19 protein-coding genes are annotated in these 20,737 nt (G+C 66.2%); 8 read left to right on the forward strand and 11 right to left on the reverse strand.

Going from position 1 to position 20,737, the window contains the following annotated elements:
• Positions 1-39 precede the first annotated feature (39 nt).
• Entirely contained in the window at positions 40-276 is a 237-nt protein-coding gene (locus AC4BCK_RS05795; RefSeq protein ID WP_174175377.1) for a hypothetical protein, read from the reverse strand.
• Between the two features lie 40 nt (positions 277-316).
• Positions 317-868 carry a dihydrofolate reductase family protein gene (locus tag AC4BCK_RS05800; protein WP_174175379.1) on the reverse strand — a complete coding sequence of 184 codons (552 nt, stop codon included), beginning with the start codon at positions 866-868 and terminating at the stop codon, positions 317-319.
• A gap of 209 nt (positions 869-1,077) precedes the next feature.
• On the opposite strand from AC4BCK_RS05800, the gene AC4BCK_RS05805 reads away from it, so the two are divergent.
• Positions 1,078-1,548 (forward strand): hypothetical protein, encoded by a 471-nt coding sequence (locus tag AC4BCK_RS05805; protein WP_363939757.1) that lies wholly within the window; start codon positions 1,078-1,080, stop codon positions 1,546-1,548.
• Between the two features lie 25 nt (positions 1,549-1,573).
• Here AC4BCK_RS05805 and AC4BCK_RS05810 read toward each other — a convergent pair whose 3' ends face one another.
• On the reverse strand, positions 1,574-3,790 hold the full coding sequence (locus tag AC4BCK_RS05810; protein WP_363939755.1) for a sensor domain-containing protein: 2,217 nt from the start codon (positions 3,788-3,790) through the stop codon (positions 1,574-1,576).
• 173 nt (positions 3,791-3,963) lie between these two features.
• A complete protein-coding gene (locus AC4BCK_RS05815) occupies positions 3,964-4,233 on the reverse strand; it encodes a GlsB/YeaQ/YmgE family stress response membrane protein (RefSeq protein ID WP_174175383.1) in 270 nt (89 codons plus the stop codon).
• 221 nt (positions 4,234-4,454) lie between these two features.
• Here AC4BCK_RS05815 and AC4BCK_RS05820 point away from each other — a divergent pair, with 221 nt between their 5' ends.
• Entirely contained in the window at positions 4,455-5,321 is an 867-nt protein-coding gene (locus tag AC4BCK_RS05820; RefSeq protein ID WP_310114391.1) for an HAD hydrolase family protein, read from the forward strand.
• Positions 5,322-5,343: 22 nt separating this feature from the next.
• On the opposite strand, the gene AC4BCK_RS05825 is transcribed toward AC4BCK_RS05820, so the two are convergent.
• Complete coding sequence (locus AC4BCK_RS05825) at positions 5,344-6,729, reverse strand: UDP-glucose dehydrogenase family protein (RefSeq protein WP_400602049.1); 1,386 nt, start codon at positions 6,727-6,729, stop codon at positions 5,344-5,346.
• Entirely contained in the window at positions 6,726-7,883 is a 1,158-nt protein-coding gene (locus AC4BCK_RS05830; RefSeq protein WP_363959018.1) for a glycosyltransferase family 4 protein, read from the reverse strand. The genes AC4BCK_RS05825 and AC4BCK_RS05830 overlap by 4 nt, the downstream gene beginning before the upstream one ends.
• Before the next feature lie 260 nt (positions 7,884-8,143).
• Here AC4BCK_RS05830 and AC4BCK_RS05835 point away from each other — a divergent pair, with 260 nt between their 5' ends.
• On the forward strand, positions 8,144-9,016 hold the full coding sequence (locus AC4BCK_RS05835; RefSeq protein WP_363959021.1) for a PRC and DUF2382 domain-containing protein: 873 nt from the start codon (positions 8,144-8,146) through the stop codon (positions 9,014-9,016).
• A 251-nt stretch (positions 9,017-9,267) separates the two neighbouring features.
• On the opposite strand, the gene AC4BCK_RS05840 is transcribed toward AC4BCK_RS05835, so the two are convergent.
• Positions 9,268-9,726, reverse strand: coding sequence for a DUF4383 domain-containing protein (locus AC4BCK_RS05840; protein WP_174175391.1), 459 nt, complete (start codon positions 9,724-9,726; stop codon positions 9,268-9,270).
• Between the two features lie 154 nt (positions 9,727-9,880).
• Here AC4BCK_RS05840 and AC4BCK_RS05845 point away from each other — a divergent pair, with 154 nt between their 5' ends.
• Positions 9,881-11,200 (forward strand): cell division protein PerM, encoded by a 1,320-nt coding sequence (locus tag AC4BCK_RS05845; RefSeq protein ID WP_400575093.1) that lies wholly within the window; start codon positions 9,881-9,883, stop codon positions 11,198-11,200.
• A gap of 31 nt (positions 11,201-11,231) precedes the next feature.
• Here AC4BCK_RS05845 and AC4BCK_RS05850 read toward each other — a convergent pair whose 3' ends face one another.
• Entirely contained in the window at positions 11,232-11,663 is a 432-nt protein-coding gene (locus AC4BCK_RS05850; RefSeq protein WP_251422301.1) for a hypothetical protein, read from the reverse strand.
• 39 nt (positions 11,664-11,702) lie between these two features.
• On the opposite strand from AC4BCK_RS05850, the gene purN reads away from it, so the two are divergent.
• Both purN and AC4BCK_RS05860 read left to right on the forward strand, forming a co-directional pair.
• A complete protein-coding gene (gene purN / locus AC4BCK_RS05855; protein WP_364272931.1) occupies positions 11,703-12,296 on the forward strand; it encodes a phosphoribosylglycinamide formyltransferase in 594 nt (197 codons plus the stop codon).
• 321 nt (positions 12,297-12,617) lie between these two features.
• Positions 12,618-13,373: an endonuclease domain-containing protein gene (locus AC4BCK_RS05860; RefSeq protein ID WP_490566732.1), complete on the forward strand. Its 756-nt coding sequence runs from the start codon at positions 12,618-12,620 to the stop codon at positions 13,371-13,373.
• A 69-nt stretch (positions 13,374-13,442) separates the two neighbouring features.
• Here the strand turns inward: AC4BCK_RS05860 and AC4BCK_RS05865 are convergent, their stop codons facing one another.
• A complete protein-coding gene (locus AC4BCK_RS05865) occupies positions 13,443-14,795 on the reverse strand; it encodes an MFS transporter (protein WP_104185440.1) in 1,353 nt (450 codons plus the stop codon).
• A 142-nt stretch (positions 14,796-14,937) separates the two neighbouring features.
• On the opposite strand from AC4BCK_RS05865, the gene purH reads away from it, so the two are divergent.
• Positions 14,938-16,623: a bifunctional phosphoribosylaminoimidazolecarboxamide formyltransferase/IMP cyclohydrolase gene (purH, locus tag AC4BCK_RS05870; protein WP_363939745.1), complete on the forward strand. Its 1,686-nt coding sequence runs from the start codon at positions 14,938-14,940 to the stop codon at positions 16,621-16,623.
• A 247-nt stretch (positions 16,624-16,870) separates the two neighbouring features.
• Here purH and AC4BCK_RS05875 read toward each other — a convergent pair whose 3' ends face one another.
• Positions 16,871-17,080 (reverse strand): hypothetical protein, encoded by a 210-nt coding sequence (locus tag AC4BCK_RS05875; protein WP_363939743.1) that lies wholly within the window; start codon positions 17,078-17,080, stop codon positions 16,871-16,873.
• Positions 17,064-18,023 (reverse strand): trypsin-like serine peptidase, encoded by a 960-nt coding sequence (locus AC4BCK_RS05880; protein WP_174175406.1) that lies wholly within the window; start codon positions 18,021-18,023, stop codon positions 17,064-17,066. The genes AC4BCK_RS05875 and AC4BCK_RS05880 overlap by 17 nt, the downstream gene beginning before the upstream one ends.
• 331 nt (positions 18,024-18,354) lie before the next feature.
• On the opposite strand from AC4BCK_RS05880, the gene AC4BCK_RS05885 reads away from it, so the two are divergent.
• Complete coding sequence (locus AC4BCK_RS05885; protein WP_251422316.1) at positions 18,355-20,574, forward strand: NADP-dependent isocitrate dehydrogenase; 2,220 nt, start codon at positions 18,355-18,357, stop codon at positions 20,572-20,574.
• Positions 20,575-20,737 lie beyond the last annotated feature (163 nt).

Here is a 20,737-nt window from a genome sequence, read left to right on the forward strand (position 1 = left end):
CTAAGGCGCTGAATCTGAAGGCGCTGGACCTGAAGGTCCTTAGCCGCCCTCTTCTTTGGTGTCCTTGTCCCGGGCGTCCTGTTCCTCCGCGTGTTCAGCCTTTTCCCGGGCCTCCTGCTGGTGCTGCTCAAGTTTTGCCTCGGCGTCCCTGCGGCGGTATCCGATCGATCGGGCCTGTTCGGGGGTGGGATGCCGGTGTTCCCGCTCCCAGGCATGGTCATTGACACCGGTGCCGGGCACGGCCTCGTCATCAGGATCAATAATGTCTTCACCCATATCCAAACCCTGTCACAGTCGCGGGACAGTGTGTAGGGCCCTACGCCCCAAGCCGCCCGTAGGTGGTGATCACGTTGCCCTTGCTGGTCCGGGACTGGTCCAGCAGGACCAGACGGGTGCAGGGGTCGCCGTCCTGGAAGAGGCGCCGGCCGCTCCCCGCCACCACCGGATGGGTCATGAGCGTCAGGGAATCCAGCAGGCCGGCGAACAGCAGCTGCCGCGTGACCGAGATGCTGCCGCACACGGCAATTTCGCCGCCCTCACGCTCCTTGAGCGCTGCCGTAAATTCCTCCAGCGGGGCGTCCATCAGGCGCGAGTTCTGCCATTCGAGAGGTTCCGCCAGGGTGCGCGATGCCACGAACTTCTCCACCGGGTTGATGAAGGCGGCAAAGTCCTCGTCCACGGATGCGGTGGGCCAGTACCCGGCCCACTCCTGATAGCTCACCCGGCCCAGCACCACCGTGTCCACGGTGTCCATCATGGTGGTCAGGCCGGCTCCCAGCTCGTCGTCAAAGCTGTCGAACTGGAACTTGTAGGGATCGGACACCACGCCGTCCACGGAGTGGAACAGGCCGGCGGTGACTTTGCGCATGGGGACCTCCTGGAGGGCTTTGTGAGCGGACACGCCTCACGCTAGTGGGCCCCTTGAGCCAGCGGAAGATCCCTGCAACAGCGGACGACGACGGCCGCCCCAGTTACGTTCATCACTCGCCGAGGCGTCTTGCACGGTTTGGCCGATCCTGAGCCCCATACTTGTGGTGAGCGGCTGTTGCCGTGCCCCGGCCAGGCAGGAGGAAGTGCATGGAAACCCTGAAAAAGATCGTGAGCAACCAGTATTTTCCGGCCGCTGCAGTCCTTACCGCCGTGCTGCTGTTCTGGGCCGTGGGACTCCTGGGCGGGCTGTCCCTCCTGCACAACAACCAGCCCCCGCTGACCACCCTGACCTGGATGCTGTTTGTCTACACCGCTGCGGTCCTCACCCCGCTGGCGGGCATCGTGGCCGCCGCCGACCTGCTCCGCCGCTGGCGCCGCAACCGCGACGCCCGAATGGCCTACGCCGGGCACCCGGAAGACGAGTATTCAGTGGCCCGGCAGGTGGTGCCCGAGCGTGCAGCAGAAGCAGGGCCGGCGGAAGCACAGACAGTGGCCCAGCAGGTGGTGCCCGAGCATGCAGGCGAAGAACCGGCAGTCCGGCACGCAGCGCCGCCCGCACCCGCAGCATCCCAGCCGAAGAAATCCGCGAAGCAGGCAGGCCGCAAGCAGGCCGCTTAACCGGCTCGCGCCGTCGTCGTCCTTCCTACCGTTCCTTCAGCGCAGTAAGGGCTTCCTCCGCCTGCTGCAGCGCGTTTGCCAGCCGACGGCCCGGCTGCGGCAGCGAAAACAGGTATCCCTGCAGCGAATCGCAACCCAGGGCCGCCAGGTAGTCCGCCTGCGCCGCCGTTTCCACGCCTTCCGCGGTGACGGTCAATCCCAGGCTGTGGGCCATGTTGATCATGGAACTGAGGATGGGTAGCCGCTCCGTGCCGGTGCGCACCATGGAGATGAAGGTCTTGTCGATCTTCACCGTGTCCACCGGCAGGTCCTGCAGCCTGCCCAGTGAGGAGTATCCGGTGCCGAAGTCGTCCAGGGCAACCCTGGCTCCCTCATCCCGCAGCGTGCTGAGCTGTTTGATGAGGCTGCAGTCGGCGTCGAAAAACACGCTCTCGGTAACCTCGAGGACCAGCTGGTAGGCGGCGACGCCGCTGGCCTCCGCCAGCCGGAGGACCGTCTGCGCAAACAGGGGGTCCTGCAGCTGTACTCCCGAGACGTTCACGGCCAGCGACCGCGAGGGATCCTCGCTCAGCCACGGTGCCAGCTGCACCATGCCCAGCGCCATCACTTCAGCACCGATCTCGTTGATCAGCCCCGTGCGTTCGGCCAGCGGAATGAAGACCGACGGCGGGACGCGCCCGCCGTCCCTGTCCCACCGGGCCAGCGCCTCGAACGTGACCACCTGCCCCATGCGGTGCGAAACGATCGGCTGGAAATCCACCGTGATTTCGCCCCGGGCCACGGCCAGCTGCAGGCCGGCTTCCATGTGGGTCCGCTGCACCAGGGCCGTCATCATGTCCGGATGGAACCGCAGGAACCGGTTCTTGCCGGCGGCCTTTGCCGCGTACATCGAGATGTCCGCCTGCCGGAGCAGCTCTGAGGCGCCCACGCTGTCCCGGCCCAGGGATGCGAGTCCCAGGCTGAGGCTGGGCCGCAGGACCGTGCCCTGGATGGTGACGGGGACGTGAAGGCACCGGACGATGCACTCGGCGATCGCATCCGCGTCCGGGCAGGCGGTCAGGAGCACCACAAACTCGTCTCCGCCCAGGCGGGCCACAACATCGGCCGTAGGGGCGCAGCCACGGAGCCTCCGGGCCACCTCAACCAGCATGTCGTCGCCGGCCTGGTGGCCAAGGATGTCATTGACTTCCTTGAAGTCATCCAGGTCCAGGAGCAGCACGTCAACGGCCTTGAGCCGCGGTTCCCGCAAGGCACCAGCCAGGGCGTCGTTGAACACGGCGCGGTTGGCAAGCCCCGTCAGCGGGTCCTGGAACGCCATGGCCCGGAGCTTCTCGGCCTGCGCCGCCAGGTCCAACATGGCCTGGTGGGCCTGCTCCTGGGCCTGGCGCCGCGGCGTGACGTCCCGGAAACTCCATACCCGCCCAACGATTTTTTCGCCCACCCGCTGCGGCCGCGAATACCGTTCAAAGGTGCGTCCGTCCGCGAAGTCCAGGACATCATGGCTTTCTGCTGCCTGGTCTTCCTCCAGCGCGCTGATCCGCGCCAGGAAGCCCGCAGGATCCGCCACCTGTGAGATGACGAGCCGCAGGACGGGCTCCTCGCTGTCCCCCTCCATGAGTGCCGGCGGGATGCCCCACATGGTGAGGAACTGGTCATTGAAACCGGCCACCCTGCCCTCGGAGCTCATCACCAAAATGCCGTCCGCGGTGGATTCCAGCGTCGCGGTCAGCAGGGACATCGCTTCCCGCAGGTCGGCGTCCGCGGCCTGGCGGTGGGAAGTGCCCCGGACCGAGAGCAGGAGCAGCGGATGCGCGCGGCTGCCGTCGTCTGGCCCCTGCTTCCCGTCCGGAGTCCGCGGAGGTGCCTCGTTCCCCGGAGACGCCGGAGGGAAAAGCGGTGCGGCATCCCACGGCAAGAGTGATCCCGTTGCTTCGGCGGGGAATTCCGTTCCGTCGCTGTGCAGCCCGTAAATTTCCCGGGGCGGCGGGTGGTCCCCGGGGAGGGCGCGAAGCCGGGCGAAAAGCTGGTCCGCTTCGCCGCGGAAGCCTTCAGCGAGGAGTGAGCGGTGGTCCCGTCCGGTGAGGTCACCGGGCCTATAGCCGAACAGCCTCCCGGCTGCGGCGTTGACCAGAACGATGCTGCCATCCGCGGCTATGGCCAGCAGCGCGTCCGGGCTGGCATCAAGAACGGCCCCGAAAGTCTGTGCTGGCGCACTCGTGCTGTGGTTCCAAGAATCAGCCAAGACACCACCCCCCTCGGACATCATAGAGCGCGGGAGCCGAAATGTGACCAGCTGCCGGGAACCGGTTCCGCGCAGACTTCTTCGGCCCGTTGGCGGTCCCTGTCCTGCAAACGCAAAAGCGCTGTCCCCGCATGGGGGACAGCGCTTTTCGGGTTGTCTGAATAAAGGAGCCGCTATGCCCGGCGGGAGCTGCGGTTAGTGACTGCGCCATAAACCAGCAGCACGATGATTGAACCGAGAATTGCCAGCAGCCAGGTGCGGATATCGAAGAATTCGGCCAGCCCGCCGCCGAAGATCAGCGAACCGATCCAGCCGCCCAGGATTGCACCGACAACGCCGAGGACCAGGGTGACCACCCAGCCTCCGCCTTGGCGGCCGGGCAGGATAGCCTTCGCAATGGCTCCGGCGATCAGGCCCAAAATGAGAAATCCGAGAATGCCCATGTTGTCACTCCTTGTCAGTAAGTTGTGCCGGGCCCCCATTTCCGGTTCCATAATTCAATCAGCGTGCTTACTGCTCTGCAAGAGTTTGATTATCACGGGATGACTGTCAGTTTTCCCGGCAGGAGTGCACCACTTTCTCCAGTGCCGGCAAACCCCGCCCGGGCAACGGGGAACGCTTCGATAGGATTGACTGTCCCCGCCACAAACCAAGGAGTCCCGGCATGCGCAGCCAGCAGACCGTCCGGCCGCGTGCCATCTTCCTCGACATCGACGGCACCTACGCCGACCACGGACTGGCGCCTGCCGCGCACGTCGACGCGGTCCGGACAGCACGCCGGCTGGGACACCTGGTTTTCGTCTGCACCGGGCGGCCGCTGTCCATGGTCCCAACGCACATCCTGGATGCCGGCTTCGACGGCAGCATCACCGGCGCCGGTGCCCGGGTGGAGCTTGGGGGAGAAGTCCTGAAGGACACCCGCTTCGCCCCGGACCTGGCAGCGCTCATCGTGGAAACGCTGGACGCGCACGGCGCCGCCTACATCCTGGAAGCACCCGAGGCACTGCACGGCCGGACGGGCGTGGACCGGAGGCTGCGGGAGGTGCTCGGCCCCATTTTCGCCGGGCGCGCGCAGCATGACGGGGTCCTCAGCACCGATGTTGATCCCCTGGAGGACATCCTGGGGCCCATGCAGTACAGCGACGACCTCCGCTCCACGTCCTACGCCAAAATATCCTGCTTTGATTCCCCGGTTCCGCTGACGCAGCTGGTGGCGGGGCTGGGGCCGCAGGTGGGCCTGATCCCCAGTTCCCTCTCCGCCCTGGGCGACCGGGCCGGCGAGATCTTCATGGCCGGGACGCACAAGGCCGTGGGCATCCAGGTGGTGGAGGAGCACCTGGGCCTGGACCGCGCGGACATCGTGGCCATTGGGGACAGCGCCAACGACATCGAGATGCTGGAGTACGCAGGTGTGGGCATCGCCGTGGAAGGCGGGCACCCTGCGGTGCTGGCCGTCGCGGACCGGACCACCGCCGGGCCGGCCGGCAACGGCGTGGCACTCGCTTTTGAAGAGCTGGGGCTGCTGGGCTGACCGGGTTTCCTGGCGCGCGCTGTCAGGAAAGGAGCGGAGCCGGTGCCTGCACGGGCGGGTGTGCCGCAGCGCTGCCGGTGCCCAGGCCGCGCACCGACCAGCCGTTGGCCTGCCAGGCCGCGGTGTCCAGTGCGTTGCGTGCGTCCAGCACCACCCGGCGTCGTACCCGGGCGCCGGCAGCGGCGGGGCAGAGGCGGCGGTATTCATCCCATTCGGTAAGCAGCAGCACCAGCTCGGCGCCCTCGAGCGCCCGTTCCGTTGACGCCTCGAACCGCAGGCGCGGGTAACGCCGCCAGGCGTGGTTTATCGCTTTGGGGTCCGTGACGGTCACGTGCGCCCCGGCGGCGGCGAGCCGGTCGGCGACGTCCAGGGCGGGGGAGTCCCGGATGTCGTCGGTGTCGGGCTTGAAGGATGCACCCAGGACAGTGATGGAGCGGCCGGCAACGCTGCCGCCGGAAAGCTCCGCAGCCAGGGCAACGGTGCGTTCACGCTGGCCCTGGTTGACCGAATCCACCAGTTGCATCCACTCGTCCAGGGCCGTGGCCCCTGCATGGGCGGCCTGTATCCGGAAGCTGCGGATGTCCTTGGGGAGGCAGCCGCCGCCGAAGCCCAGGCCGGCGTGCAGGTACCGCCCGCCGATGCGCGGGTCCATGCCCATGGCCTCGGCCAGCTCCGCCACGTCCGCTCCCGACGCGTCGCACAGCCCGGCCACCGCGTTGATGAAGCTCACTTTGGTGGCAAGGTAGGCGTTCGCCGCCGACTTGATGAGCTCCGCCGTGGCGAAGTTGCAGACCAGGCGGGGTATGCCGGCCCTGAGGAGCGGTTCGTAGACGGCGTCCAGCGCCGCCGTGACCCCCACCGGGGCGCCGCTGCGGGGATGGAACGCGGCTCCGCGCCCGCCGTCCACGCCGTACACCAGCCGGTCCGGCACCAGCGAGTCCTTCACCGCCGTCCCCTGCCGGAGGAACTCCGGGTTCCAGCCCAGCATCACGTCCGGCCGCCGGGCCAGGACACCGCGCAGCATCTCCACCGTGCCCACGGGCACCGTGGATTTACCCACGACGACGGCGCCTGCGGCCAGGTGCGGCAGCAGCGTTTCGATGGCGGAGACCAGGAAGGTGAGATCGGCGGCGTCGGACGTTTTGTCCTGCGGGGTGCCCACGCACAGGAAGTGGACCTGCGCCTCCTGCGCACCGGCGGCGTCGGTGGAGAAGGTGAGCCGGCCGGTGCTCCGGCCGTTCCGCAGGAGTTCGTCCAGTCCAGGTTCGTGGAACGGGGCGGCACCCCGTGCCAGCTGGTCCACTTTGCCGGCGTCGACGTCGATCCCCACCACGGTATGGCCCATGGAAGCGAGGGTGGCCGCATGGACGGCTCCAAGGTAGCCGCAGCCGATCACCGAAATCCTCACTGCGCTGCCCCCGCCCGGAAGCCCGTTGATGCCTTTGCCGGTTCGGCTGCAATGACATGTTCGTAGTGCCGGACCAGCTCCCCGCACAGCACCGGCCACGTCCTGTCCTGCACGGAAGCATGGGCTGCGGCAGCGAACGCGCGGCGTTTCGCGTCGTCGCCCATCAGGTCGAGGACGTGGCTGCGGAGGCCTGACAGATCACCTGGTTCGTAGAGCCAGCCTGTCCGTGAGTTTTCCACGAGATCGAGCGGTCCGCCCCTGCCGGTGGCCACCACCGGAACCCCCGATGCCATGGCCTCCTGGATGGTCTGGCAGAAGGTCTCAAATTCACCCGGGTGCACAAAGAGATCAAAGCAAGCGACGGCCCGTGCCAGCTCCTCACCGCCCAGGAAGCCGGTAAAAACCGCGTCGGGCAAGGCCTCTTCGAGGGCAGCCCGCTGGGGTCCGTCGCCAACAACCACAAGCCTGGTGTTGGGAATCCCGGCCAGGGCAGCGAGGTCCTCCACCTGTTTCTCCACGGCCAGCCGTCCCACGTAGCCGATGATCCGCTGTCCGCCTGGAGCCACGGAAGCCCGCCAGCCGTCGTCGCGCTTATCCGGCGAGAACCGTGCCGTATCCACTCCGCGGCGCCACATCTGCACCCTGGGGATGCCGCGGCCGCGCAACTGGTTCAGCGCGAACGTGGACGGCACCAGGGTGCGGGTGGCGAGCAGATGGATGTTTTCAACCCGGTTCCAGGCCCAGTTTTCCAGGAACGGCACGCCGTACCTCGCCGCGTAGCTGGGCACTTCGGTCTGGTAGATGGCCACACTGGGAATGCCCAGCTGGTGTGCCGCCTGTGCCGCCCGCCAGCCAAGGACGAAGGGCGAGGCGAGGTGGACAACGTCCGGTGCGTAGTCGGCAAGGATGCGCTTGACCCGGTACACACCGCCCATCGCCACCCGGACGTTTGCATAGCCTGCCAGCGGCACCGCCGGCAGCCGGAGGACCTCCGCGCCCCGGACACGGCCCGGCGCTTCCCCGTCCAGCGTGGAAGGCGCGATCACCAGGACATCGTCGCCCCGGTTCTCAAGGTGCTCCAGCACGCGCAGGATGGAATGCGTCACGCCGTTCATCAGCGGCAGGAATGATTCAGCAACAATTGCGATCCTCACCCCTCCACGGTGGGCGGGCGGCGTTGCCGTGCGGGGGATTGGATGTGACGCCGGGGGAAAGGATGCGTGAACAGCAGGACCCCTGACTGAAAAAAATTACTAAGTAGGCTTTGCATATGATGCTAAGCATGCTTAGTGTAGGAGTGCAGCCAACGCAGAGCCTCAAGCAACGGGGCGGAGGCCAGCGCCGGGAACTCCCGGCGCCGGGACATCCACATTGTTGGCAAAGCCCAGCGCAACGACACATCCAAGGAGACGTCATGCTCAACAGGGAAAACATTGAAAGCCTGCTCACCAAGGGTGGCAACGTCATCGGTTCAGATGGCGAGAAGATCGGCTCCATCGGACAGCTTTACGCAGACGACGACACGGGCGAGCCCACCTGGGTCACCGTCAAGACGGGGCTCTTCGGCACCTCGCAGTCCTTCATTCCCGTCGAGGGAGCACACAGCCAGGGCGACGACCTGGTGGTTCCCTACACCAAGGAGCACGTCAAGGACGCCCCGCGCGTCGATGTGGACGGCCACCTCACGCCCGAGGAAGAGGACCGCCTGTACACCTACTACGACCGTGGTGCCCGCACCTACTCGGACGCCCGCAATGACGACGTGGACACCCGGAAGGATGTCGACTTCCAGGGCGATGCAGACCTGAATGCCGGCACCCCCACCGCGGGTATTGGCCGCGACCACGACCTTGACCGGGACGCCACCGACCGCCACGCGGTGGGCCACGACACGTCCGGTCCTACTACGGACGACGCCATGACCCGTTCGGAGGAACGGCTCCACGTCGGCACCGAGCGTGAAACCACCGGACGGGCACGGCTGCGGAAGTACGTCACCACGGAAAACGTCACCAGGACTGTTCCCGTGCAGCGTGAAGAGGTCCGCCTGGAGCGCGAGCCCATCACCGACGCCAACCGCGGCGACGCCCTGGGCGGCCCGGACATCAGCGAAGAGGAGCACGAGGTCATCCTCCATGAGGAGCGCCCCGTCGTGGAGAAGGAAACCGTTCCGGTGGAACGTGTCCGCCTCGACAAGGACGTCGTCCAGGACGACGTCACGGTCAGCGAGGAAGTCCGCAAGGAGCACATTGACGCGGACGGCGTGGACCGCGACGCCCGCCGCTAAGCTCCACCGCCAACGTTTGGGTGCGCCGCCGAGGCGTCCTCGACCGGGCAGCCGCTGAGTCAAGCGCACAGCACGCGACGCCGGGAGTCCACTGACGGGCTCCCGGCGTCGTTGTGCATGCGGAACTTTCTTGAATGCTGGTGCAGTCCCCGCGTACGGCGGCAACTGCACCAGCCAGTAGGACGAATATCTTCAGAACTTAGGGTTCTTCTTCATTCGCGGCTCCTGTTTCCCGGTTTACGGATTCCGGGTTATGGCCTGCGGGCCGCCGTCCTGGAAAACAGCCAGCCGGCAACAATCATCACGACGCCCAGGACCAGGTGTGCCCAGTTGTCCATCATGTTCAGGGCCAGGAAGTTCGCCGCTGAATCGACTCCGACAATGAGCCCGAAAATGGCCAGGACGATGTACAGTCCGCCTGCCCCCAGGAGGAAGTTCCGTGCCCCGTGTTCAGTCCGGGACATGGCCCAGCCGGTGGCACCGATGGCCAGCTGCACGACGTTAAGCAGCATGGACACCTGGAACAGCCCCAGGAACATGGCGTGCGACGCCGGTCCGAGGAACATCAGTTCGCTGTATTGGGTGGTGACACCCGGGATGAAGCCCAGGACACCGACCAGCATCAAAAGGATTCCCACTCCCATGCCGGCGTTTTGGACGTCTGCCCGGCCAAAATGGACGCCGTGTGCATGTGGGGATGCGGTAGTCATTTCTTCCCTCCAATCCACTCGTTGTGGACAGTTAAATTTTACGGCGGACCACTCCGAAAAGCGCCGGAACAGCGTGCTCCGGACTTCGGCCGATATAGCGGTTGAGCCTGTCGTTCCCCGCCAGGACGCCCCTGCCGTGACACCATGGGGCACGATGAAAATGCGTGCTGACCAGACCGGAGACCGTGGCCTTCCCATGCCCTTATGGCTGCAGGGTGCCCTCGAAACGGCGCAGGCAGCCATCATTTCCGCGCTGGCGGTGATCGCCCCGATCATCGCTGTGTGGGCCACTGCCGGCTTCCAGAACAGCTCCTTCGACGTCCTGGCCCGCCTGGCGGGGCAGTCCTGGCTGCTGGTTCACGGAGTTCCGCTGGAACTCAGCGCCGCAGGTTCGGACGCCGCAGGCAACGGGGAATCCGGCGTTCTGTCGCTGGTTCCGCTGGGCCTTACCTTGCTGCCTTTCCTCCTTGCGTGGCGCGCCGGCCGGCGCCTCGCCCGCGCTTCCTACACCGACCAGCTGTGGCAGGCATTGCTCGGCTCATGGGTTGTCTACGCCGCCTTCGGAACGGCCACCGGCTTCGTCTGCCGTACCCCGGACGTGGGCATCAATCCCTGGTTCGCCATGCTGATCCCGCTTATTCCCTACGCTCTCGGCATGGTGATTGGCGCCCGACGGGAGGCCGGTTCCTGGAGCCGGCTCATCGGCGTCGACGCCGTGGACTGGATTTCCCGCGCCAGCCAGCATTCGCGGTGGGCAGGCTCCTACCTTGCTTCCGCCGGCAAGGCCGGCTTTGTGGCCACCGTTTCAGCGCTGGCCCTGGCTGCCGTGCTGCTGGCAGTGGACCTGTTCATCCACTGGAACCTGGTGGTTGCCGTCTATGAGGCGCTCGACGCCGGCGCCGCAGGGGGTGCCGCCCTGACCATTGCGCAGCTCGGGTTCCTCCCCAACCTTGCGGTCTTCGCCCTGGCCTGGACGTCCGGGGCCGGGTTTGCCATGGGGGTCGGTTCACAGGTGGGTCCCCTGGGGACCGCCGTCGGACCCCTGCCGTCCATTCCGGTGCTGGCCGCCATCCCCTCCGGGCCACTGGACTACGCCTTTGTGGCCCTGATCGTCCCGGTGCTGGCGGGCGTGCTGGCCGGCTGGTGGTTCCTGCGCGAAGGCGAAAACCACTTCGATGAGTGGCTTTCCATCAAGGTCCGTGCCCGCTGGTTCACGGCAACAGTGTCCACCCTGGTGCTGGGGATCCTCGCCGGCCTGGCAGCCGGGCTGCTGTCCTTCGGCCTGGCGTGGCTGGCCCGCGGCTCGGCGGGAATCGGCCGCCTGACGGACATTGGTCCGGACCCGTTCTGGACTGCGGTGTGGCTGGCTGCGGAAGTGGCTGTCGGCGTCGTGATCGGTTACGCGGCCGGGCCGTGGCTGGAACGTGAGCAGGCGGCGTCGGTCGAGGACGCGGAACTGGTTTCCCGGGCTTAGGGGCAGCAGTGCCGCATCTGCGTGGGGGTGGCTAGGGGAGCTGCCGGGGCAGTGAGCTTTCCAGCTGGACCCGGCACGCCGACTGCGCCTGGTCCGTGAGCGCCCGTCCCATGCACGCCTGGTACTGGCGCACTTCGTCGAAGAACACGGCGGTGACCAGGATCAGCAGCACCATGATGGCGGACACCACCAGGCCGGAGATGGTGCCGATCAGGACCAGCCTGGATTCCTTCAGCTTCGCGGCCCGTACCAGGAGGACAATGCCCAGGGCCACACTGGCCGCCGTGAGGATCCCGGTCAGCCAGAGGTGGTTGACGTCCAGCTGGTAGACGAAGAAGGCGCCGAGCACCGAGATGACGAACATCCGGAACAGGGTATGGGTCTTGGACAGCGAGGCTTTGGCTGCCTCGCTGAGCGGCGGCCTGGTCCGCTGCTGCCCAGCCGGTTCGGGGGAGGTGTTCATGTTTTCCAGCCTACGCGAGCCTGCCCATAAGCTAGAGCCATGCGCATCGTAGTCCTCGTTTCCGGTACCGGGTCCAACCTCCAGGCTGTCATTGATGCGGTCAGGGCGGGGGAGCTGGACGTGGAAATCGCGGCTGTGGGTGCCGACCGTCCGGGCACCTTCGGGGTGGAACGGTCCGCGGCCGCAGGGATCCCGACGTTCGTGGTTGACTTCAAGGCCTACCCGGACCGGGCCGCCTGGAATGCCGCGTTGACCGACGCCGTGGCCCGGTTCCAGCCCGATGTGGTGGTCTCCTCCGGGTTCATGCGCATCGTCAGCCCGGAGTTCATCGATGCCTTCAACGGCAAGTACCTGAACACGCACCCGGCACTGCTTCCGGCCTTCCCGGGCGCCCACGGGGTGCGGGACGCTATGGCCTACGGCGTGAAGGTCACCGGCTGCACCGTGCACTGGGCGGACGCCGGGGTGGACACCGGCCCCATCATCGCCCAGGAGGCCGTGGCCATCGAGGAGTCCGACACCGAGGAAACCCTGCATGAGCGCATCAAAGTCGTGGAGCGCCGCCTGCTGGTTTCCACCCTGGCCTCCCTCGCCGCCGGACACCGCGCCGGCGCCTCGAACCTCCCCGCCTGACCCCTCCACCCCACCCAACTAGGTAGCAGCAGATGTCGGAATAGGGGCCCAAACCGACATCTGCTGCTACCTACTTGGGGAGCGGGGGCGCTCCTGTGGATAACTTCGGCAGTCCCGGGCGGAAATTTGCCACGATGAGCCATGAGAACTCCGCGGCCAATGCCGGACCTGCTTCCATCCGGCGCTTTTACTTTCCGGGAAGCGGCCGACGCCGGAGTTACAGTAGGGCGGCTGCGGCACCATTCCCTGGACACACCGAGCCGGGGGATCAGGCAGGCGTTTCACCCTCGGCTTTTTGAGCGGGAGTCAATTGTCCGGCCGTTGACACTGGTCACCGGATTCTCTGCAGCCTCCCATGCGACGGCCTTCACGCTGTGGTCCTTCCCAGGGTTCCTCCCTGGGAAGGACGACCCCATCACCCACATCTCCAGGCCGGACACTAAAGCCATTCCGCGCCGAAGCGGAGTCCGGGGACACCGCGGCCAGTTTTTTGCTGACGAGATCGTGACCCATAACGGCCTCCTGATCACCTCCCGGGTAAGGACCTGGTTGGACTGTTCCCGCAAGATGAGCATCGAAGAACTGACTGTTGTTGCCGATCACCTGCTGCGGATTCCGCGTCCGGACTTCGAAGGCAGGTCCGAGCCCCATGCAACCCGGGAGGATCTTGAGGAAATGCTCGACCGGCACAAAGGGACGCCCGGTATCAGGAAGGCCCGGGTTGCGGTTGACCGGTCCCGGGTAGGGGCGGACTCCGCGCAGGAAACCAGGCTGAGGCTTGCGCTGGAGGATGCCGGATTGCCCGAACCCCTGCTGAACACGGTCAGGGAGCTTGGTTCCGGCATCGTCCGCCAACCCGACCTGAGCTATCCGGAACAGAAAGTAGCGGTGGAGTACGACGGCGAAGGGCATTCCGAGGCTGCTCAGATCGTCCGCGATATTGCCCGTGAAGAGGACTTTGCCCGGGCAGGCTGGCTGCTTGTGAGGATCTCGAAGCGGCACATGGAGAACGAGGCGCGGCCCGCCGTCGCCAAAGTCCGTTCGGCACTGCGAAACCGGGGCTGGTCGCCCAACTAGGTAGCAGCAGATGCCGGAATGGGGGCTCAAAGCGACATCTGCTGCTACCTAGTTGGGGTGGGGAAGGGGTTACTCGAGGCGGCGCTGCTTGGTCTCCGGGGAGAAGAACGCCATCCACAGCACCGCAATCAGGACCAGCCCGCCGGCGAGGGCGAAGGACGTGGCCAGCCCCAGCTCGGGCCAGAAGTAGTTGGCGAAAATAAGCGGCCCGAAGCCGGCGCCCAGGCGGGAGAACGTGGATGCCCAGCCGAAGCCGGTGCCGCGCAGCTCGGTGGGGTAGAGCTCGGACACGTAGGCGTACAGCACCGGGATGGCCACCTGCACCACGAACCCGAACACCAGCAGCCAGAACACCGCCGCCGTGGGGATGTCCACCACAAAAGCCACGATCACCAGGGTCAGCGCGGACAACGGGCCGGTGATGGCCAGGATCCATTTGCGCCCAACCCGTTCCACCAAGAGGGCGGCCACAACAACACCCAGAAGCCCGACGGCGGCCATGGACGCCGTGGTGACGAACGCCTTGTACTCTGCGAACCCGGCGCCGATCAGGATCCTGGGCATCCAGGTCAGTGACAGGTAGTAGACCAGCAGGATGCTGAAGAACAGTGCCCAGGCCGTGGCAGTAATCTTCCAGTTGAACTGCCAGACCAGCCTCAGCTGGTGCCAGGCGCTGCCGGCCGAGAGCCGTGGCACTTCCTTGGCGTCGGGCAGGCTGTAGGCGCGGGGTTCCGCACCGGTCGCGGCCACCAGCCCGTCGATGACCTTGGCCGCCTCCTCACGCCGGCCCTTGCGGATCAGGAACAGCGGGGACTCCGGGACGCTGCGCCGGACCCAGAACACCAGCAGGGCGGGCAGGACCATCACCAGCATGGTGAGCCGCCAGTCGCCGTACAGGGCCACGAGCCCGGCCGACACAAAGCCCGCCAGGGCTGCCCCCACCGGCCACCAGCCGTCCATCGCCGTGAGGACCTTGCCGCGCTGCTTGCGGGGGGTGAACTCACCCACCAGTGCGTAGTCCACCGGGATGCAGCCGCCCAGGCCGAACCCGGCCATGAAGCGGAACACGCAGAACCAGATGAAGTCGGGGGAGAAGGCGCCCAGGACGGTGAAGAGCGAGAAGATCAGCAGCGTGGCCGTGAAGGCCTTCTTGCGTCCGATGGTGTCGGCGATGGTGCCCCACACAAACGCGCCCACGGCCATGCCGATCAGGTTCGAGGTCCCCACCCAGGCCACCTCGCCAGGGGAAAGGGCCCAGTGGGTTGAGAGCAAAGGAATGAGGATGCCGTTGAGCGTCACGTCCCAGGCATCGAACATGAAGCCGAGGCCGCCGATCAGAAAGATCTTGCCCTGGACTTTCCATCGCCAGGGCAGTTCCTGGACCACCTGTTCGCCGCTCGGCACAGTGGTGTAAGTATTCATCGCAGCCTCCTGGGAAAACTTTAGCCGGGCGTACTGGGGTTCACACTCCGGCCGACTCGCGGGGCAACCTCCGCTTCGGGATAAACTGGGCCGTATCCCCACCAACCGCGGCACTGTTCCGCGAGATAAGACGGAGACATTTGTGAGCTTCACGCAGCATGAGCGCGTATCCATCGACCGTGTTCCCATCCGCCGGGCACTGATCTCGGTTTACGACAAGACCGGTCTGGAGGAGCTCGCGCAGGGCCTGCATGCCGCGGGGGTGAAGCTCGTGTCCACCGGCTCCACGGCCAAGAAGATTGCCGCCGCAGGCATCCCGGTCCAGGAAGTCGAGGAAGTCACGGGTTCCCCGGAGATGCTGGACGGCCGGGTCAAGACCCTGCACCCGCGCGTGCACGGCGGCATCCTGGCGGACCGCCGCGTGGCAGCCCACATGGACACGCTCACGCAGATGGAGATCGAACCCTTCGACCTCGTGGTGGTGAACCTCTACCCGTTCGTGGAGACCGTCAAGTCCGGCGCCGCCCAGGACGACGTCGTCGAACAGATCGACATCGGAGGCCCCGCCATGGTGCGTTCCGCTGCGAAGAACCACGCCGCCGTCGCCATTGTGGTGGACCCGTCCTTCTACGGCCAGGTGGTCACCGCGGCCGCTGAGGGCGGCTTTGATTTGAAGACACGACGCCGGCTGGCCGCCAAGGCGTTCGCCCATACGGCCTCCTACGACAACGCCGTCGCCACCTGGACCGCGAGCCAGTTCCTCGACGAAGACGGCGACGGCGTGATCGACTGGCCTGCCTACGCCGGCCTGTCCCTGGAGCGGTCCGAGGTGCTGCGGTACGGCGAGAATCCGCACCAGCAGGCTGCCCTATATGTGGACAAGGCTGCCCCGGTGGGCATCGCCCAGGCCGACCAGCTGCACGGCAAGGCCATGAGCTACAACAACTTCGTGGATGCCGACGCGGCCCTGCGCGCCGCTTACGATTTCAGCGAGCCCGCCGTGGCCATCATCAAGCACGCCAACCCCTGCGGCGTTGCTGTAGGTTCCGCGAATGCCGCGGACCCGATCGCCGACGCCCACGCCAAGGCCCACGCCTGCGATCCGGTTTCGGCTTTCGGCGGCGTGATCGCAGCCAACCGTCCGGTCACCGCGGCCATGGCCAATACCGTCAAGGACATCTTCACCGAGGTGGTCATCGCGCCGGGCTTCGAACCGGAGGCCGTGGAGATCCTGTCCAAGAAGAAGAACATCCGCCTGCTCGCCCTGCCGGAAGGCTACGGCCGCTACCCCACGGAGTTCCGCCAGGTCTCCGGCGGCATGCTGGTCCAGGTCAGCGACAAGGTGGACGCCGACGGCGACAACCCCGCCAACTGGACCCTGGCTGCGGGTGAAGCCGCCGACGAGAAGACGCTCGCGGACCTCGCCTTCGCCTGGACCGCCTGCCGCGCGGCGAAGTCCAACGCCATCCTCCTCGCCCAGGACGGCGCTGCCGTGGGCATCGGCATGGGCCAGGTCAACCGCCTGGACTCATGCCGCCTGGCCGTGGAGCGGGCCAACACCCTCGGCGTGACGGTGGAGTCCGACATCGAAGGTGCGGGCGGTGCCTCGAACACCAGCGGTGCCTCCGCGCCTGCCCGCGCACGCGGTGCCGTTGCTGCGTCTGACGCCTTCTTCCCGTTCGCCGACGGCCTGCAGATCCTGATCGACGCCGGCGTCCGCGCCGTGGTCCAGCCCGGCGGTTCCGTCCGGGACGAGGAAGTTATTGCCGCAGCCAACGCGGCCGGCGTCACCATGTACTTCACCGGGGCGCGCCACTTCTTCCACTAATCCCCACCGGCACCCTAGCCTCGCTGCGTCCGCACCGGCTCCCTGCTCTCGCAAGCTCGGGGCCGGGGCCCTCGCCGGGAGCGGCTCCACGGCCAGGGAACCCTGCCGGCGTGGGCCCATCATCGATTGCTCCGTACCTGCCGTTTTCGCATCCGAGAACGTCAGTTACGGAGCAATCGATGAGCTAACGACGACGGCGCCCGCCCCGCGAAGGGGACGGGCGCCGTCGTCGTTTCCAGGCCTTGTCCTACTCAGGGGTGCCGGACCCCTGGCCACCAGCGTCCTCGCCCCTCTGCTTGAGGCGCGGACCCTCCTCCGGAAGCCGCAGCTCCCGGGGTTTGGCCCCCGCCATCCGTTCCGCTGTCCAGTACTCGAGGATCTCCTCGTGCGTCTGGTCCAGTTCGGCCTGACTGACGGGTTCCGGGCCGGACGGGGTGTCTCTAGGAGGTTGCTGCACTGGCGTAGGTCTGCTGGATGACGGATCCCCAGTACGGGCCGTACATCACAGCGGAGCGGTTGTAGCCATAGCTGTTGACGGAGTTCTGGACGCCCGAGGAGCTGGTGCCAATGAACCACGGGCCGCCTGAGGAGCCGCCGGTCATGTCGCAGGGGATGCCCTGGGTTCCAAACTGCGGGTTGTTGGGATCGTTCGTGGCTGTTCCGGTGCAGCTCTTGAGGGTCTGGCCGTTGAAAGGCGATGCCGCGGGGTAGCCGAAGGACTTGTAGGTGAGCCCGCGGGCCTCGTTGAACGCCACGCCGGATCCGCCGACAACATCAGTGAGGGTCTGGCCGTTCAGCGTGTTCATCACGGCAAAGCCGGTGTCGTAGGCCATGTCCCCGTTGGCGCTCCACTGGGTGGGGGCGTGGAGGGATTTGGCGGTCCACTTGCCATAGGGCTCGGCGCCGTTCTCGTAGGCCGGCACGAAGGCGAAGTTGGTGGCGAAGGCTCCCGGTCCCTCGTTGAGGCAGTGGCCCGCCGTGGACACGGTGCTTTCATTGGCGGAGGTTACGGCGTTGCCGGAGCAGACGTAGTTCGAGCCAGCCAGGGTGAAGAAGACCTTGCCGATGTGCTTGACCGGCGCCTCGCTCTGGGCGATGGTGGGCTTGCCCTTGGTGGCCTTGACTTCAGACTTCTTGCCCTTTTCCACGAGCCCGGCGTTGGAGCGGTTGCCGCGTTCCAGGGCCTTGCCCGCGAGGACGTCACCGGGGATGGCGCTCTGCATCCGGTCGGCCGTCCAGTAGTCGGCCACGCCCGCGGCATCCACGACAGTGCTGGTGACGGAAGGGCTTGCCTTGTCCTCCGCCGGAGCAGCGGTGGCTCCGCCGGCGGAGGTGAGTGCCAGAACGGCAGCGGCTGAGAGGCTCAGGAAGCCGGTAGCCAGAGACCTGGTGCGAGTCATTATTGTCCTGTCGTAACGGGGAGATAGCCCCGGAAAGGGGCGGAGTGACCCTGCGAATTTATCGCCATATGACAAGTTTGTAAATAGTAGTGACGTATCATGTATGGCCGTCAGCGGCCTGCCGGGATGGCCAGGTGAGGAAAGCGCGACGGCGGATGGGCGCCCCAGGTGCGTGCCGGCGTCGTCCGTTCTCCATCGCTGTAATCCTGCCCGTGCCGGGGGTAACGCTGCAGTCCCGGTAGGGGTGAAATCCCTGCGCTCGGGTAAGTTGTACATGGTGAAATAGACCGAATTTTCACAACCAAGCCGACCCACAGGGAGACGCCCGCGCATGTCCAAGATTATCTACACCCACACCGACGAAGCGCCGATGCTGGCTACCTATTCGTTCCTGCCCATCATCGAGGCGTTCGCCTCGACAGCAGGTGTGGAGGTGGAGACCCGCGACATTTCGCTCGCCGGCCGCATCATCGCCGTCTTCGGTGACTACCTGACCCCCGAGCAGCAGATCGGTGACGCCCTTGCTGAACTCGGTGAGCTGGCAAAGACGCCGGAAGCGAACATCATCAAGCTGCCCAACATCAGCGCTTCCATCCCGCAGCTGAAGGCCGCCATTGCCGAGCTGCAGGAACAGGGCTACGCCCTCCCGGACTACCCGGACAACCCCTCCTCGGACGAGGAGACCGCCATCCGCTCGCGCTACGACAAGATCAAGGGCTCCGCCGTGAACCCGGTCCTGCGTGAAGGCAACTCGGACCGCCGCGCACCGCTGTCCGTCAAGAATTACGCACGCCAGAACCCGCACTCCATGGGTGCCTGGACCGCCGACTCGAAGACCAACGTGGCCACCATGGGCCAGGACGACTTCCGTTCCAACGAGAAGTCCGTGGTTGTAGAGTCCGAGGGCACCATCGCCATCCAGCTGGTCCGCGAGGACGGCTCGGTCAAGGTCCTGAAGAAAGCCTTCCCGGTCCTGGCCGGCGAGGTCATCGACGGCACCGTGATGCGCGCCGCCGCCCTGGACGAATTCCTGAAGGCGCAGGTTGCCCGCGCCAAGGAAGAGGGCGTGCTGTTCTCCGCCCACCTCAAGGCCACCATGATGAAGGTTTCGGACCCCATCATCTTCGGCCACGTGGTCAAGGCCTACTTCTCCGAACTGTTTGAGACCTACGGCAAGCAGCTCTCCGCCGCCGGCATCAGCCCCAACAACGGCCTGGCCGCCATCCTGAGCAGCCTCGAGGACCTGCCCGAGGACGTACGCGAAGGCGTGCAGAACCTCATCAAGAAGGGCCTCGAAGAAGGTCCCGCCCTGGCCATGGTGGACTCGGACAAGGGCATCACCACCCTGAACGTCCCCAGCGACGTCATCGTGGACGCCTCCATGCCCGCCATGATCCGCAGCTCCGGCCACATGTGGGGCCCGGACGGCAAGGAAGCCGACACCCTGGCCGTCCTGCCGGACAGCTCCTACGCCGGCATCTACCAGGTGGTCATCGATGACTGCCGTGCCAACGGCGCCTACGATCCCACCACCATGGGCACCGTGCCGAACGTCGGCCTCATGGCGCAGGCCGCCGAGGAATACGGCAGCCACGACAAGACCTTCGAAATCCAGGAAGCCGGCACCGTCCAGATCGTGGACGGCTCCGGGAAGGTCCTGGTTGAACACCAGGTTTCCGAGGGCGACATCTGGCGCGCCTGCCAGACCAAGGACCTGCCCATCCGCGACTGGGTCAAGCTGGCCGTGACCCGCGCCCGTGCCTCCCAGACTCCGGCCGTGTTCTGGCTGGACGAGGAGCGCGCCCATGACGCCAACCTCATCGCCAAGGTCAACGAGTACCTGAAAGAGCACGACACCGAGGGCCTGGACATCCAGATCATGTCCCCGGTCAAGGCGATTGCCTTCACCCTGGACCGCATTCGCAAGGGTGAGGACACCATCTCGGTGTCCGGCAACGTGCTCCGCGACTACCTCACGGACCTGTTCCCCATCCTTGAGCTGGGCACCAGCGCCAAGATGCTCTCCGTTGTTCCGCTGATGAACGGCGGCGGGCTGTTCGAAACCGGCGCCGGCGGGTCTGCCCCCAAGCACGTCCAGCAGCTGCTCAAGGAAAACCACCTGCGCTGGGACAGCCTGGGTGAGTTCCTGGCCCTGGCCGTCAGCTTCGAGCACCTGGCCACCACCACCAACAACGCCCGCGCGCAGGTCCTGGCCGACACACTGGACCGCGCCACGGGAACGTTCCTGCTGGAGAACAAGTCGCCCAGCCGCCGTGCCGGCGAGCTGGACAACCGCGGCAGCCACTACTTCCTGGCCCGCTACTGGGCCGAGGAACTGGCCAAGCAGACGGACGACGCCGACCTGGCCGCCTCCTTCAGCTCCATCGCCGGAGAGCTTGCCTCCAAGGAAGAGGCGATCGTCGGCGAGCTGGCTGAGGTCCAGGGCTCGCCGGTGGACATCGGCGGCTACTACCACCCGGACGACGCCAAGGCTTCTGCCGTGATGCGTCCTTCGGCAACACTCAACAAGGTCATCGCAACCCTGAGCTAGGCCTGCAGCAAAGCGGCGTTCCGGATATCCGGAACGCCGCTTTCGTGTTTTCAGGGTAGGCGCAAAGCTTGTGGCCGCAGGAATCGTTGCTAGGGTACTAAGTACGCTTAGTATCGCGGTTTGCGCCGATGACTGCTGAGGTTGCCGATCCTGAGGAGAAAAA

Source organism: Pseudarthrobacter sp. As-47 (assembly GCF_058215595.1).